We start from the raw sequence: 13861 nt of genomic DNA on the forward strand, positions 1-13861 counted from the left end.
GGCGTCGGCGACGCTGCCTGCGGCGTCCTCGTGCAGCAGCAGCGAGAGCCGGCTGTCCCGGATCAGGGCACAGAGCCCGGCCCGTTCCACCAGCGGCTCCACTTCCGGAACGCGGGCACGCCGCGACTGTTTGGCGGCCGCCCGGACCGCCAGCTGCCATTTCGCCGCGCCCTTGGCCGCCTTGTCCGCCTTCCAGCGCACGATGCTGCGTTCGGCCTGCCACGGCACCACGGCGTCGACGCCCAGTTCGGTGGCCGCTTCGATGGCAAGTTCGTCGCGGTTTCCCTTGGCCAGCGCCTGCACCAGCACCAACTCCGGGTCCGGCCTCGGTTCCTGCAGGATCCGGAGCGCGCGGACGGTGAGCTGGCCGGACGTGCCGGCAACGGCCTCCCCTATCAGCCGCCGGCCCAGCCCGTCGGCCAGATCGACGGCTTCGCCCGGTTCGATCCGCTTGACGGTGACGGCGTGCCGCGCCTCGTCCCCGGCCAGGGTGAAGCTGTCGCCCGGAGCGACGTCGTCGAGCTCGCCCGGAGCGGTGAAGAACAGGTGGCTGGTCACGCCTAGAGGTTACCGAGCCGGTCCCGCAGGCGGGCGAAGACGCCCGTGCCGGAGGACGCCAGCTTGCCCTCGGTGTATTCCTCGCCGCGGGCCCGGGCCAGCCGGCGCAGCAGGTCCTCCTGCTCCGCATCCAGCTTGCTGGGGGTTTCCACATGCACGTGCACCTGCAGGTCGCCGCGGCCGTAACCGCGCAGGTGGGTCACGCCCAGGCCGCGCAGGGTGAGGGTCTCGCCCGCCTGCGTGCCCGGCTTGATGCTGACTTCCTGTTCGCCGTCGAAGGTGTCCAGCGTGAGGTCGGTGCCCAGCGCGGCAGCGGTCATCGGCACCGAGAGCGTGACGTGCAGGTCGTCGCCCTCGCGGATGAAGTTCTTGTCCGGGTTGACGCGGATTTCCACATACAGGTCGCCCTGCGGGCCGCCGGCGGGGCCTGCTTCGCCCTGGCCGGCCAGCTGGATCCGCGTTCCGGTCCCGACGCCCGCCGGGAGCTTGATGGTGAGCGAACGCCGGCTGCGGACGCGGCCTTCCCCGTTGCACTCGTTGCAGGGGTCGGGAATGACCGTGCCGAAGCCCTGGCAGCTCCCGCACGCGGCAGTGGTCATGACCTGGCCCAGAATGGACCGCACCGCACGCTGGACCTGGCCGGAACCGCCGCAGATGTCGCAGGTGCGCGGGCTGGTGCCGGGGCGGCAGCAACTGCCGTCGCAGGTGGGGCAGACGACGGCGGTGTCCACTTCGATTTTCTTGTTGACCCCGAAGACGGCGTCCTTGAGGTCGATCCGCACGTTGATCAGGGCGTCCTGGCCGCGGCGGGTCCGGGAGGCCGGACCGGCGCCGCCCGCCCCGGCGCCGCCGAAGAAGCTTTCGAAGATGTCCTGGAAGGCGAACCCGGACCCGGAGAAGCCACCGCCGAAGCCGGTGTCGTTGCCGTTCTCGTTGCCGGTGGTGTCGTAGATGCGCCGCTTCTGCGGGTCGGACAGCACCTCGTAGGCGTGGCTGACCTGCTTGAACTGTTCGGCTGCCTCCGGGCCGGGGTTCACGTCCGGGTGCAGCTTGCGGGCCAGCTTGCGGTAGGCCTTCTTGATTTCCTCGGTGGAGGCGTCCTGGCTGACACCGAGGGCGTCGTAGTGGTTACTCACCTTGTAGTACTTCACTTCCTGGGGATCGATTCACCGGCGCCGACGGCCGGTGCGGACACTGCGCGGCGTGTGGCTAGCCGGCGAGGATCCGTGACAAATAACGGGCGACGGCGCGCACCGCGGCCATGGTGGTGGGATAGTCCATCCGGGTGGGGCCGAGGATGCCGACCTTGGCCGTCGCGCCCGGGCCGTACCCGGTGGCCACCACGGAGGTTTCGGCCAGCGAACCGTAGGGGTTTTCGCTGCCGATGCTCACCGACATGCCACGCGCGTCCTGATGCAGTTCGGAGAGCAGCTGCAGCAGCACCACCTGTTCTTCAAGAGCCTCGAGGATGGGACCGATGCTCAGCTGGAAGTCGACCGTGGAACGGGCCAGGTTGGCCGTGCCGGCCATCAGGATCCGCTCCTCGTTCGTGGCCGCGGCAAGCTGCGAAAGCTGCGACGCCAAGGCCTCGGCCGTGCCCGCCGGGGCCGTCTGCGGCGGCACCGGGAAGGTCTTCAGCAGCCCCGGCACTGCCGCCAGCGGTTTCCCGGACAGCGCCGACAGGAATGCAGCGCGCAGCGTGGACAGGGCATCCTCGGTGACGTCCGCCGGAAGCGCCGCGACATGCTGCTCCACCTTGCCGTTGTCCGCGATCAGCACGACCAGGGCCCTTTTGGGAGCCAGCAGGATGAATTCGATGTGGCGCACCTTGGCGGCACCCAGCTGGGGATACTGGATGACGGCCACCTGGTTGGTCAACTGGGACAGCAACCGCACGGTGCGTTCCATGACATCGTCGAGGTCGTCGGCGCCTTCCAGCAGTTTCTGGATGGCGCGGCGCTCGGGGGCAGAGAGCGGCTTGACGTCCGAAATCCGGTCCACGAACAGGCGGTAGCCCTTGTCCGTGGGAATCCGGCCGGCGCTGGTGTGCGGGGCGACGATCAGCCCCTCTTCCTCCAGCGCCGCCATGTCATTGCGGATCGTGGCTGACGACACGCCCAGGCTGTGCCGGTCGACCAGTGCCTTGGAGCCCACCGGCTCGCGCGAGTGCACATAGTCTTCGACAATGGCGCGGAGTACTTCCAGCCTCCGGACCTCGCTCACTGCACTCCTCCTGTCTCCAACTCGTCTGCGGACAGACCGTTAGCACTCAACACGTCCAAGTGCTAAGTCTAATACGTCGCCGCCGTTGTTAGCATTGTCGGGCGGCCGTGCCGTGAGGACCACAACCAGCAGAGGACTTAAAGTTTATGAGCAGCTACGGCTGGGGCCCCCAGGATCTCACCGCCCCCAAGGCCCGGGCACTGCGCGAAATCGGCGCCGAACCGGGACTGGTGCTCGAGGATGCACAGAGCGGGTGGGTCGGCGCCGTCGTCCGGGTGGAGAAGTCCGGCGGTGTGCATCTGGTTTCGCTGGAAGACCGCCGGGGCAAGGTCCGCTCGTTTCCGCTGGGTTTCGGCTTCCTGTTCGAGGGCGAGCCGGTGAAGGTGGTGCCGGCGGCGCCGGCGCAGAAGGCACCCGTCCGGCAACGGACGGCCTCCGGTTCGGTCAAGGTCGAGGGACAGCGTGCCAGGGTCGCACGGGCCAGCCGGATCTGGGTCGAAGGCAAGCATGACGCCGAACTCGTGGAAAAGGTCTGGGGAGACGATCTCCGGGTAGAGGGAATCGTGGTCGAACCCCTGCACGGCGTGGACGATTTGGCGGCGGCCGTGGCGGACTTCTCCCCCGGTCCGCAGCGCAGGCTCGGCATTTTGGTGGACCACCTGGTCCCCAACTCCAAGGAGTGGCGGATAGCCGAGGCCGCCATGGCCGTGCCCGCTGCGGCGGGCAACGTACTGATTGTGGGCCACCCCTACGTCGATGTTTGGCAGGCCATTAAACCGGCGGTCATCGGGCGGTCCGCGTGGCCGGTGGTTCCGCGCGGCACCGATTGGAAGACCGGCATCCTCGCCGGCCTCGGCTGGCCGCACCGGACCCAGATCGACATCGCCGACGGCTGGAAGAGGCTGCTGGGCAGTGTCAACACCTATGCCGACCTGGAGCCCAGCCTCCTGGGCCGGGTGGAAGAAGTCATCGATTTCCTGACCGTGTGAGCCGGCCCCGGCCGGCGCCGGCGCCCGCGGAATGCACCGGGTGACGGGGTGGAACGGCTAGGCTAGGAACAGAAGTGAGCCATCAGAAGATTTTCCGAAGGTAGGTCCAGTGTCCGAGAACTCTGCTCGTAAGCAGCAGCCGGAGCGCAAGTCCGCTCCGCGCCAGCAGTACCAGAGCGCGTCGGCGTCCGCTTTGCCCCTGACCCCTTCGGAGGACCGGCAATGGGCAACCATGGCGCACTTCGGCGGCATCCTGGGCTGCTTCCCGTCGCTGGCGATCTACCTGATTTTCAAGGACCGCGGTCCCTTTACCGCCCAGGAGTCCAAAGAGGCTCTGAACTTCACCGTTCCGCCCACCGTGGTGGCCATCATTGCGAACCTGCTGATCGTCATCCCGGCGGTCAGCGGGCTCTTTGCCGTCATCGCGGCCTCCATCTGGGTCTTCCTCACGGTTTATTCCGTCATTGCCGGCGTCAAGTGCAACCGCGGCGTCCCCTACCGGTACGCCTACAACCTGCGCTTGTTCCGCTAGCCCTGCTGGCCTCCTACCCTGCCTTCCGCGAGAACCGCTGGCCGGCGGTGTTCATCCCCGCCGCGATCGGCACGTGGGCGGTCGCCGCGGCCAGGCCGAAGCGCGGCATGTCGCTGTAGACACTCTCCCGGCCCCCCGGCACCGTCTCGTAGGTCTCGTGCCAGACGCCGACATCCCCGCTGCCGGCCGATTCGCGCATGAACCGCCGCCAGGGTTCCAGGTGCGGGGCCGAGCGGTCGGAGGCGAACCGCTGCAAATGTTCCGGGCTCTTCCAATAGCTGACCATGATCGTGGTCCGCCCGAACCACTGGTGGAAGCCCAGCAGCCCGGCCTCCGGCGAGGCCGCCAGGTGCGCCAGCATCGCCGGCATCGCCGACGCGGTGCGTGCCACCCTGCCCACCTTCCACCAGCGGTTGGCCCGCATCCCGATAAGGAAGACGGTAACCCGTTCGCCGCCCGGGTCGGCCGTGAACCGTCCTGTGTGTACTTGTTCCGACATGAGCCGATTCCTTTCATAACAGTGTTACAGAACATTGTTATGGAATACTGGGGGCATGGCAAGACCCATAGTCCACGATGATTCGCTGCGCCGCACGCTCCTCGACACTGCCGCGGCCCTGATCGCCCGCGACGGCGCCCCCGCCGTGTCGCTCCGGGCGATCGCGGCGGCGGCCGGGACGTCAACGACGGCGGTGTACTCGCTCTTCGGCGGGAAGGCGGAGCTGCTCACCGCCATCCTCGACGACGGTTTCGCCTCCTTCGCGGCCTCCCAGCAGCGCGCCGCTCCCGACGGACTGGAGGCGCTGGGCAGGGCCTATCGGGCGTGGGCCCTGGAGCATCCTGTCCTGTACGGCCTCATGTTCGGCGGTTCATTGGCCAGCCAGGTGCCGTGCCAGCCGACGCCCGGCGCCGCGGAGCCGGCGATCGCGCCGCTGTTTGCCGCCGTCGCCGCCGCCCTGCCCGGGGCATCGGACGACGACGTCGCGTCCATGGTCGGCGTGGTGTGGGGCCAGGTCCACGGGCTCGTCTCGCTGGAGTTGGCGGGCGCCCCGGCGGCCGGCTGGAGCTGGGACTCCGCCTACGAGGCGGCCCTGCACCGGATCGGCCGGTCGCTGGAGGCCGGCTCGGTCAGTCCTCGAGCAGCCGCCGCACCACGGCATCGGCCAGCAGCCGGCCCTTGAGGGTGAGCCGGATGGTCCCGGCGAAGGCCGCGGCCGGGTCGACCAGGGCGTCGGCGATCAGCCCGGCCACGGCCTTCCGGCCGTTCGGCCCCAGGTCCCGGGTCTGCAGCCCGTCGATGATGCGGGTCTGGAGCATCACGTGTTCCAACTGGCGGGTGCCGGTGTCCAGCGTTTCGCGGCCGGCTGCCGGAGATACCCCCGTGGCCAGCCGCTGGGCGTACGCCGCGGGGTGCTTCACGTTCCACCACCGAACGCCGCCCACGTGCGAATGTGCGCCCGGACCGGCTCCCCACCAGTCGTCCCCGCGCCAGTAGGCCAGGTTGTGCCGGCAGCGGTCCTCGGGAGTGCGGGCCCAGTTGCTGACCTCGTACCAGCCGAAGCCTGCCGCGCCGAGCCGCGCGTCGGCGATCTCATACTTGGCCGCATGGTCGTCGTCGTCGATGCCGGGCACTTCGCCGCGCCGGATCTGGGCGGCAAGCTTGGTGCCTTCCTCGACGATCAGGGCGTAGGCGGAGATATGGTCCGGCGTGCAGGCGATCGCGGAGTCGAGGCTGGCTTCCCAGTCCGCGGTGGATTCGCCCGGCGTGCCGTAGATCAGGTCGAGGCTGACGTTCAACCCGGCGTCGCGTGCCCACTGCACCGCCTGCGGCACCCGCTCCGGGTCGTGCGTGCGGTCGAGCACCTGCAGGACGTGCGGCACGGCCGACTGCATGCCGAAGGACACCCGGGTGAATCCGGCGTCGGCCAGGATCTCCAGCGACTGCGGCGTCACCGAGTCCGGGTTGGCCTCCGTGGTGACCTCGGCGCCCGGCTCCAAACCCCACAGGCCCGCGGCCCGGCGCAGCATGGACGCCAGGTCCGCCGCCGGCAGCAGGGTGGGCGTGCCGCCCCCAAAGAACACTGTGGACAGCGGCCGCTCCGGCACGCCGGAGTCACGCAGGACCCGCGCGGCCAGCTCCAGCTCCGTGTTCAGGGTGCCCGAGTATTCATCCTGCGACGCGCCGGAACCCAGTTCCTTGGCGGTGTAGGTGTTGAAATCGCAGTAGCCGCAGCGAACCCGGCAGAACGGGATGTGCACATACAGGCAGAACGCGCGGTCTTCCGCGCCGGCCGCCGCCTGTGCGGGCAGCAGGCCGTCGGCCGGCGCCGGGTCCCCCACGGGCAGGACGCTAGGCACTGAGGCGCGCCTCCGCCGTCGTCGTTGTTGTCACAAGCACTGCGGAACTACTTCTTTGCCTTGTCCTTGGAGTCATCCGACGACAGCGCGGCGATGAAGGCCTCCTGCGGGACCTCCACGCGGCCGACCATCTTCATCCGCTTCTTGCCTTCCTTCTGCTTCTCCAGCAGCTTGCGCTTACGGGAGATGTCGCCGCCGTAGCACTTCGCCAGCACGTCCTTGCGGATGGCGCGGATGTTTTCGCGCGCGATGATCCGGGAACCGATGGCGGCCTGGATGGGCACCTCGAACTGCTGGCGCGGGATGAGTTCGCGCAGCTTGGACGTCATCATCACGCCGTAGCTGTAGGCCTTCTCGCGGTGCGTGATGGCGCTGAACGCGTCGACCTGTTCGCCCTGCAGCAGGATGTCCACCTTGACCAGGTCGGCCACCTGTTCGCCGTCGGCCTTCCAGTCCAGCGAGGCGTAGCCGCGGGTGCGCGACTTGAGGTTGTCGAAGAAGTCGAAGACGATTTCCGCCAGCGGCAGCCGGTAGCGCAGCTCCACCCGGTCCTCTGAAAGGTAGTCCATCCCCTTCATCTCGCCGCGGCGGCCTTGGCAGAGCTCCATGATGGTGCCGACGAACTCGTTGGGCGCGAGGATGGTCGCCGAGACCATCGGCTCGCGGACCTCGGAAACCTTCCCGTCGGGATATTCGCTCGGGTTGGTGACCGTCAGGACCTTCTTGTCCTCCAGCGTGACCTCGTAAACCACGTTGGGGGCCGTGGAGATCAGGTCCAGGTTGAACTCGGCCTCGAGCCGTTCCCGGGTGATTTCCAGGTGCAGCAGCCCGAGGAAGCCGACGCGGAAGCCGAAGCCGAGGGCCGCGGAGGTCTCCGGCTCGTAGATCAGTGCCGCGTCGTTGAGCTTGAGCTTGTCCAGCGCGTCGCGCAGTACCGGGTAGTCCGTGCCGTCGATCGGGTAGAGCCCGGAAAAGACCATGGGCTTGGGGTCTGCGTAGCCGCCGAGGGACTCCGCGGCCGGCTTGAGCAGGTTGGTGACGGTGTCGCCGACCTTGGACTGGCGGACGTCTTTCACGCCGGTGATCAGGTAGCCGACCTCCCCGACGCCCAGGCCGTTGGACGGGGTGGGTTCGGGCGAGCTGACCCCGATCTCGAGCAGCTCGTGGCTGGCACGGGTGGACATCATCTGGATGCGTTCGCGCGGCGAGAGCTTTCCGTCGACCACGCGGACATACGTGACCACACCGCGGTAGGTGTCGTAGACCGAGTCGAAGATCATCGCGCGGGCCGGTGCGTCCGCGTCGCCCGTCGGGGCCGGCAGGTCGCGCACGATCTTGTCCAGCAGCGCTTCGACGCCCACGCCGGTCTTGCCGGAGACCTTCAGCACGTCTTCGGGATCGCCGCCGATCAGGTTCGCCAGCTCGGCCGCGTACTTTTCCGGCTGCGCGGCCGGCAGGTCGATCTTGTTCAGGACCGGGATGATGGTGAGGTCGTTCTCCATCGCCAGGTAGAGGTTGGCCAGCGTCTGGGCCTCGATGCCCTGGGCCGCGTCCACCAGCAGGACCGCGCCTTCGCAGGCTGCCAGCGACCGCGAAACCTCGTACGTGAAGTCAACGTGGCCCGGGGTGTCGATCATGTTCAGGGCGTAACTGACGTCGTCAAGCTCCCATGGCATGCGCACGGCCTGGGACTTGATGGTGATGCCGCGTTCCCGCTCGATGTCCATCCGGTCCAGGTACTGGGCCTTCATGTCGCGCGGCTGGACCACGCCGGTGAGCTGGAGCATCCGGTCGGCAAGAGTGGACTTGCCGTGGTCGATGTGGGCGATGATGCAAAAGTTCCTGATGATCGCCGGATCGGTGGCGGCAGGCACCGGCGCGGTGCGGGCCATCGGTGACACAGATGGTTCCTTACTCTCAGACAAGCGGGCTACGGCAATGCGGCCGGGTCGACCAGCACGCTGAATTTGCTCAACTATAAGTGTCCCACGCCGGCCCGGGATCCGCGCACCCGGGCGCGTAGCCGGCGAGATCGCTCATGTGCCGGATCGACGGACCCGCCGCTCTCGCGCAGGTGCCGAACCGGCAGACCTGCCGTTCTCGCGGCCGCGCCGAAACGACAGACGCGCCGATTTCCCGCCCGTGCCGCCCTCGGTAGCCTAGGGCCATGGCATTTTCCCAGCGCGGCCTCAACCGTCTCCTTCGCTCCGCCGTCCGGGTCGTCCGCGGGCTGTCCGGCGCCGGACACTCCGGAGGTTCCACGCCGCGGCGCGGTCCGGTGGCCGGCAGGCAGGGCCGGCCTCCCGGAGGTGTGGCCGGTCCCCGGGGCACGGAAACCGGTCCGGGCTCGGCGTATCCGGGCGACTACCGGGGCACCGGGACCATCAGCTACTCCCCCGAGGCCGACGGCGCGCCGGATCCCGGCGAGATCGTCTGGACGTGGGTGCCGTATGAAGAGGACCACACGCGGGGCAAGGACCGGCCCGTCCTGGTCATCGGCTACCACCGCGGCCGCTTGCTGGCGCTCATGCTGACCACACGGGACCGGAACAACGACGGCCGGCGCGACGGCGACTACCTGGATCTGGGCTCCGGCGCCTGGGACGTCCGGGGCAGCCCGAGTGAAGTCAAGCTCGACCGCGTGCTGCAACTGGAGCCGGATCGGGTCCGGCGCGAAGGAGCGGTGCTGCCGCGGGCCTCGTTCGACGAGGTTGCCCGGGCCATGCGCCGCCGCGGCTGGAGCTGATCGGAGGGGCGGCGGGCTGAACTGCGGCCGGGGCGCGGCGTGTCGGTCGCGCGCAGGTCCGCCGTCCTGAGCACGGATCTGCTAACATTTATAGCTGTGTGTCCGCGCAGGTCGACGGGCACCTCGGGCCGGTTGCCATTACGGTACCCCACGCCGCTCAGTCAATGACCGGACCGACTGCCCTCAAAAGACCAAGTTCCTCAACAAAGAGAGTTATTTCGTGGCCAATATCAAGTCCCAGAAGAAGCGCATCCTCACCAACGAGAAGGCACGCCAGCGCAACATCTCGGTTCGGTCCGAGCTGAAGACCGCCATCCGCGCCGTGACCGGTGCCGTCCAGTCCGCTGACCAGGACGCCGCCGCCACCGCCCTGGTTGCCGCTAGCCGGAAGCTCGACAAGGCCGTCAGCAAGGGTGTCATCCACAAGAACAACGCCGCGAACCACAAGTCTTCGCTGGCCAAGAAGGTCAACGCGCTCTAAGCAGCGCGTTCCGGCCGAAAGGCCGACCTAAGCCGAGGCCGGAGGCCGCCACCCGTTCGGGGTGGTGGCCTCCGGCTTTTGTGCGTCCGGCCGTCCGGCTGCAGACGACGGCCCGCCCGGAGGGTACCTTTGGTTGTGTCCGCGGGCGCCGGGGGTCTTCATGGGGTGGACACAGCCATCCCGCTGCATGCGATCCTGACCATGGGCAGCCGGGTCCGCGGACACGGCGGAAGAGCCAGCGGCGCCTGAGGTTCAGCGGCGCGCGCTGGTGGCGATCAAGGTGACGGCCCGCTCCACGGCATATTCCGGGTCGCGGCCCTCGCCTTTGACCTGGGCATCGGTCTCGGCCAAAACCTGGATGCAGCGGGCCAGGGCATCTGATTCCCACAAGCGCGCGTCCCTGCGGGCCTGGTCGAACTGCCACGGCGCCATGCCCAGATCGCGCGCATTGGCCGACGCGCTCTTGACCTTGGCAATCTGGCGCAGCTTCATGGCCAGCACGGCAACGATCGGCACGGGATCCACCCCCGTGGCCAGGGCGTGCCGGAGGGACGACAGCGCGGCCGCGCCGCGGCCGGATACGGCCGCATCCGCGACTTTGAATCCGGTGGCCTCGACCCGCCCGCCGTAGTACTTCTCGACCGTCTCTTCGGTGACCGCACTGTCGGCGTCGGAAATCAATTGGGAACAGGCGGCTGCCAGGTCCGGGAGGGACGAGCCGACGGCGGCCACCAGGGCCTGGGCCGCGGCGGGTTCGATGGCCCGGCGGGCCGACTTGAACTCCTGCCTGACGAAGTCCAGTTTTTCGGAGTCCTTTTTCATGGCCTGGCAGTCGACCACGGGGGCACCGGAAGCCTTGACCGCGTCCAGCAGTTTCTTGCCGCGGGTTCCGCCCCCGTGGTGCAGGACGAGCCAGACGTCCTCGGCCGGTGCCGCCACATAGGCCAGCAGGTCCGTGAGGAACTCGTCGTTCATCTGCGCCAGGGACGACGCCTCGATGAGTTTAGCTTCTCCGAAGAGGCTGGGGCTGGCCAGCATGATGAGCTCGCCGGTGGTGTAGGCGGAGGCATCGAGCTGGACCAGCTCGAGGTCCGGGTGCCGGCCGCGCAGGAGGCCCCGGATGCGTTCCTTGGCCCGGTGGGCCAAGTACTCTTCCGGACCGCTGACGAGCACGACGGCGGCCGGCTCGACGTCACGCCAGGACACGGTGACGGCACTCTTCTTGGCGGCCGAAGAGCGGGATCCGGGTGGCGGGTTCACGGCAGTTTCCTCCTTGTTCAGGTCAAGAGTTTCACGATCCGGGCCTTTTGCCCAAAGTAGTTGCCCGCTGCCGCCTGGCCCGGGTCTCCGCTGCCCGCTTGGCTCAGTTCTCGTTACCCACTTGGCACAGTTCTCCCCTGCCCGGCCGGCTCGGGCCCCCGCTGCCCGGCTAGCGGTTGGCGCGGACGGACAATTCCCGGTCGCCGACGTCCACGAGGACCGTTCCCAGCTCGTCGGTCCTGAGGACGTGCGCGCCGGCCGCTTGGAGCGCCGCCAGGATTTCGCCCGCCGGATGGCCGTAATCGTTGCCGGCGCCCACGGAGATCAGGGCCGCGGCCGGCCGCAGCGCGGTGATAAGTTCGGTTCCCCCGTTCCGTGCGCCGTGATGGCTGACCTTGAGCACGTCGACGGCGAAGTCCGGGCCCAACCGGCGTATCAGGGCCGGCAATTGCTCCTCCTCCAGATCGCCGGTCAGCAGCATCCGCGTCGATCCCCCGGCAGGCGATGGCAGCGTGATGTCGATGACGATGCTCGCGTCGTTTTCGGACAGGCCGCCGCCGCCCTCCACCGGCCAGTGCACCGCCCATGCAACTGCGCCCGACGAGCCGGACAAGCCCGCGAAGGCACGTTCTGCCTGCAGCCGCCGGTCCTCAAGCGAGGCCAGCACGGAAGCCGGCGGCGCTGCCTCGGCGCTCGAGTACAGCACTCGCGCTGTCTGCCGTCCCGCAACGGCTCCCGCGAGTCCGCCATAGTGGTCCAGGTGCATGTGAGTCAGCACCAGCAGGTCGATCCGTACCACGCCGAGTCCTTCAAGGCACCGGTCCATCGCCTCCGGGTCGGGGCCGGTATCCACCACGATCGCGCTGCCCTCGCCTGTGCGCACCACCAACCCATCCCCCTGTCCCACGTCGCAGGCCGCCACGTCCCACTCCCCCGCCGGTGCCGGCCGCAGCAGTGCACCCGCCAGCGCCCCTGCCGCGAGCCCGGGCAGGGCCGTCCAACAGATCAGCTTGAGCAACGTAGGGCGCATGCCGGAAGCGAAGCCGCGCCCCCGCAACTCCGACCCGGCGACGTCGTCGCACCCAAGGTGTTGCTCCTGCGGATGCCGCCGCCTGTCCGCGGCCCGTAATCCCCACAGGAGCGCCAAACCGGCACCCGCCGCTCCGGCGGCACCCAGCGGGCCACCCGCCCACGGCAGCGCGGCCATGGGCAATTCGGAGAACCAGCGGGCGACGGCTGCGATCCACAAGGTCATCCAGCCCGCGGCATGCAGCACCGCCGCGCCCGGTCCGGGAAACAGCGGCAGCAGTCCCGTCCCGATCATCCCGGCGACCGTGATGAAGGGGACCAGCGGTCCCGCAGCCACGTTGGCGGGGACAGCATACAAGGCCAGTTCGGGCTGGAGTTGGACAATGACCGGGGCACAGAAGACCTGCGCCGCCAGCGGCATGGCGACCGCGTGCGCCAGCGGGACCGGCAGGAAGCGCTGCAGGCGGCGGGAGCACGCGGTCCCCAGCAGCACGAGGGAGAGGGTTGCCAACACCGAGAGCACGAAGCTGTAGCTGGCAGCCAGCCACGGATCGACGATCAGCAGCACCAGCACCGCAACGGCCAGGAAGGACAGCGCTGCCCTGCGCCGTCCGCTCAGCACCGCAACCACTCCCAGCGAACCCATCACCGCCGCCCGCAGCACGCTGGGCTCCGGCCGGACCAGCAGCACGAATCCGGCGAGACCAACAAGGCCCGCTACCGCCTTCGCCCACCGGGGCAGCCTGACTGCCGAACCGAGCAGGTAGATGAAGGCCAGCACATACGAAACATTGGCGCCGCTGACCGTGAGAAGGTGCGTCAGCCCGGTACGCCGCATGGCCTCCTCGAGGTCCGCACCCTGGTGTTCCTTGTCCCCCAGCACCATCCCGGGAAGGAGCCCCCGGGCGTCGGGTGGCAATCCCGCGAGCGCCACCACGAACTGGCCGCGCAGGGCCGAGACCCACGCGTCCAGGGGTGGTGCCGAGCGCTCCGACGGGGCGGTGGCTGCTATCAGCAGGGCGTCGACGGCCTGGCCCGGGTCCGCCCGGACGAGCTTGCCGGAGGTCCGCAGCCGCTCGCCGAACCGCACGTGGGCCCACTCCGGCCCGCCGAGGACCAGCACCGGCGTGTGGGCCTCGAACCGCACGCGGTCGGCCGTGGCCTCTACGATGGTGGCGGTCAGGTGGAAACGCGGCCCGCTGCCAAACTGCCGCGGCGCCTCGACCTCCGCGGCGTCCCCGGTGACCACCAGGCGAGCCGTGACGGTCTGCTCGGCGGTGATGGCCGTCCCGATGGGCCCCGCCAGCCGCTCCGCCTGCTGCAGCCCCACCGTCAGTGCCAGCAGCCCGGTGCAACTGCACAGCACAACGACGACGGCAATGCCGCCCGCGCCGCCGCCGCGCCGAGGTCGGACGCGGGATTGAGGCGGGTGCCCCTGCTGCCGGGCGTGTGGGTGGTGCAGACTTGCCTGCCGGGGGGATCTTGGCTGAGGCGGGTCTTCCCGGGGCCTGGTCCGATGGTGGCGTGCCGGCAAGCTGGCAGGTCGAGGCAGGAGCCGGACCGGCCGCAGCGGCAACAGCAAACGGGCTGCCGCTGCACAGGCGGTTCCCAACAGCACGCCCGCGGACAGCAGGGCCACCCCCGGCGGCGCGTGTGGCAGCGCCAGCCCAGCTGCCCAGCATGCC

At 69.1% G+C, this 13861-nt stretch carries 13 protein-coding genes; 5 read left to right on the top strand and 8 right to left on the bottom strand.

Going from position 1 to position 13861, the window contains the following annotated elements:
- From AC5RV2_RS08215 to hrcA, 3 genes are all read right to left on the bottom strand, one after another.
- Positions 1 to 558 (bottom strand): RsmE family RNA methyltransferase (locus AC5RV2_RS08215; RefSeq protein WP_494091961.1); only part of this gene is annotated, 558 nt, incomplete at its 3' end.
- Between the two features lie 2 nt (positions 559 to 560).
- Positions 561 to 1694, bottom strand: a complete 1134-nt coding sequence (dnaJ, locus tag AC5RV2_RS08220) for a molecular chaperone DnaJ (RefSeq protein WP_494001258.1) — start codon at positions 1692 to 1694, stop codon at positions 561 to 563.
- A 73-nt stretch (positions 1695 to 1767) separates the two neighbouring features.
- Positions 1768 to 2781 (bottom strand): heat-inducible transcriptional repressor HrcA, encoded by a 1014-nt coding sequence (hrcA, locus tag AC5RV2_RS08225; protein WP_494091962.1) that lies wholly within the window; start codon positions 2779 to 2781, stop codon positions 1768 to 1770.
- 146 nt (positions 2782 to 2927) lie between these two features.
- On the opposite strand from hrcA, the gene AC5RV2_RS08230 reads away from it, so the two are divergent.
- Positions 2928 to 3770, top strand: a complete 843-nt coding sequence (locus AC5RV2_RS08230) for a DUF3097 domain-containing protein (RefSeq protein WP_494067882.1) — start codon at positions 2928 to 2930, stop codon at positions 3768 to 3770.
- A gap of 109 nt (positions 3771 to 3879) precedes the next feature.
- Positions 3880 to 4302 carry a DUF4870 domain-containing protein gene (locus tag AC5RV2_RS08235; RefSeq protein ID WP_494067883.1) on the top strand — a complete coding sequence of 141 codons (423 nt, stop codon included), beginning with the start codon at positions 3880 to 3882 and terminating at the stop codon, positions 4300 to 4302.
- 13 nt (positions 4303 to 4315) lie between these two features.
- Here the strand turns inward: AC5RV2_RS08235 and AC5RV2_RS08240 are convergent, their stop codons facing one another.
- Positions 4316 to 4801 carry a DUF4188 domain-containing protein gene (locus AC5RV2_RS08240; RefSeq protein WP_494091963.1) on the bottom strand — a complete coding sequence of 162 codons (486 nt, stop codon included), beginning with the start codon at positions 4799 to 4801 and terminating at the stop codon, positions 4316 to 4318.
- 55 nt (positions 4802 to 4856) lie between these two features.
- Here AC5RV2_RS08240 and AC5RV2_RS08245 point away from each other — a divergent pair, with 55 nt between their 5' ends.
- Positions 4857 to 5483 carry a TetR-like C-terminal domain-containing protein gene (locus AC5RV2_RS08245; protein ID WP_494091964.1) on the top strand — a complete coding sequence of 209 codons (627 nt, stop codon included), beginning with the start codon at positions 4857 to 4859 and terminating at the stop codon, positions 5481 to 5483.
- Here AC5RV2_RS08245 and hemW read toward each other — a convergent pair.
- Together hemW and lepA are read right to left on the bottom strand one after the other, a co-directional pair.
- Positions 5431 to 6660, bottom strand: a complete 1230-nt coding sequence (gene hemW / locus AC5RV2_RS08250) for a radical SAM family heme chaperone HemW (protein ID WP_494091965.1) — start codon at positions 6658 to 6660, stop codon at positions 5431 to 5433. The two genes, AC5RV2_RS08245 and hemW, sit on opposite strands and share 53 nt — an antisense overlap.
- Positions 6661 to 6707: 47 nt before the next feature.
- On the bottom strand, positions 6708 to 8561 hold the full coding sequence (gene lepA, locus AC5RV2_RS08255) for a translation elongation factor 4 (protein ID WP_493999775.1): 1854 nt from the start codon (positions 8559 to 8561) through the stop codon (positions 6708 to 6710).
- Positions 8562 to 8827: 266 nt separating this feature from the next.
- Here lepA and AC5RV2_RS08260 point away from each other — a divergent pair, with 266 nt between their 5' ends.
- Both AC5RV2_RS08260 and rpsT read left to right on the top strand, forming a co-directional pair.
- Positions 8828 to 9406, top strand: a complete 579-nt coding sequence (locus AC5RV2_RS08260) for a type II toxin-antitoxin system PemK/MazF family toxin (protein ID WP_494091966.1) — start codon at positions 8828 to 8830, stop codon at positions 9404 to 9406.
- A gap of 220 nt (positions 9407 to 9626) precedes the next feature.
- Entirely contained in the window at positions 9627 to 9887 is a 261-nt protein-coding gene (gene rpsT, locus AC5RV2_RS08265) for a 30S ribosomal protein S20 (protein WP_493978395.1), read from the top strand.
- 252 nt (positions 9888 to 10139) lie between these two features.
- Here rpsT and holA read toward each other — a convergent pair whose 3' ends face one another.
- Positions 10140 to 11147, bottom strand: a complete 1008-nt coding sequence (gene holA / locus AC5RV2_RS08270; RefSeq protein ID WP_494091967.1) for a DNA polymerase III subunit delta — start codon at positions 11145 to 11147, stop codon at positions 10140 to 10142.
- A gap of 169 nt (positions 11148 to 11316) precedes the next feature.
- The gene (locus tag AC5RV2_RS08275; RefSeq protein WP_494091968.1) at positions 11317 to 13542 is read right to left on the bottom strand and encodes a ComEC/Rec2 family competence protein; all 2226 of its coding nucleotides are present in this window, start codon (positions 13540 to 13542) and stop codon (positions 11317 to 11319) included.
- Positions 13543 to 13861 lie beyond the last annotated feature (319 nt).

This window comes from Arthrobacter sp. Y3225116 (genome assembly GCF_059091245.1).

Bases quoted from the DNA above. Each gene is read 5' to 3' on its own strand.
- AC5RV2_RS08240 (WP_494091963.1), bottom strand. From the start codon at position 4,801: ATGTCGGAACAAGTACACACAGGACGGTTCACGGCCGACCCGGGCGGC.
- AC5RV2_RS08260 (WP_494091966.1), top strand. From the start codon at position 8,828: ATGGCATTTTCCCAGCGCGGCCTCAACCGTCTCCTTCGCTCCGCCGTC.
- AC5RV2_RS08230 (WP_494067882.1), top strand. From the start codon at position 2,928: ATGAGCAGCTACGGCTGGGGCCCCCAGGATCTCACCGCCCCCAAGGCC.
- AC5RV2_RS08245 (WP_494091964.1), top strand. From the start codon at position 4,857: ATGGCAAGACCCATAGTCCACGATGATTCGCTGCGCCGCACGCTCCTC.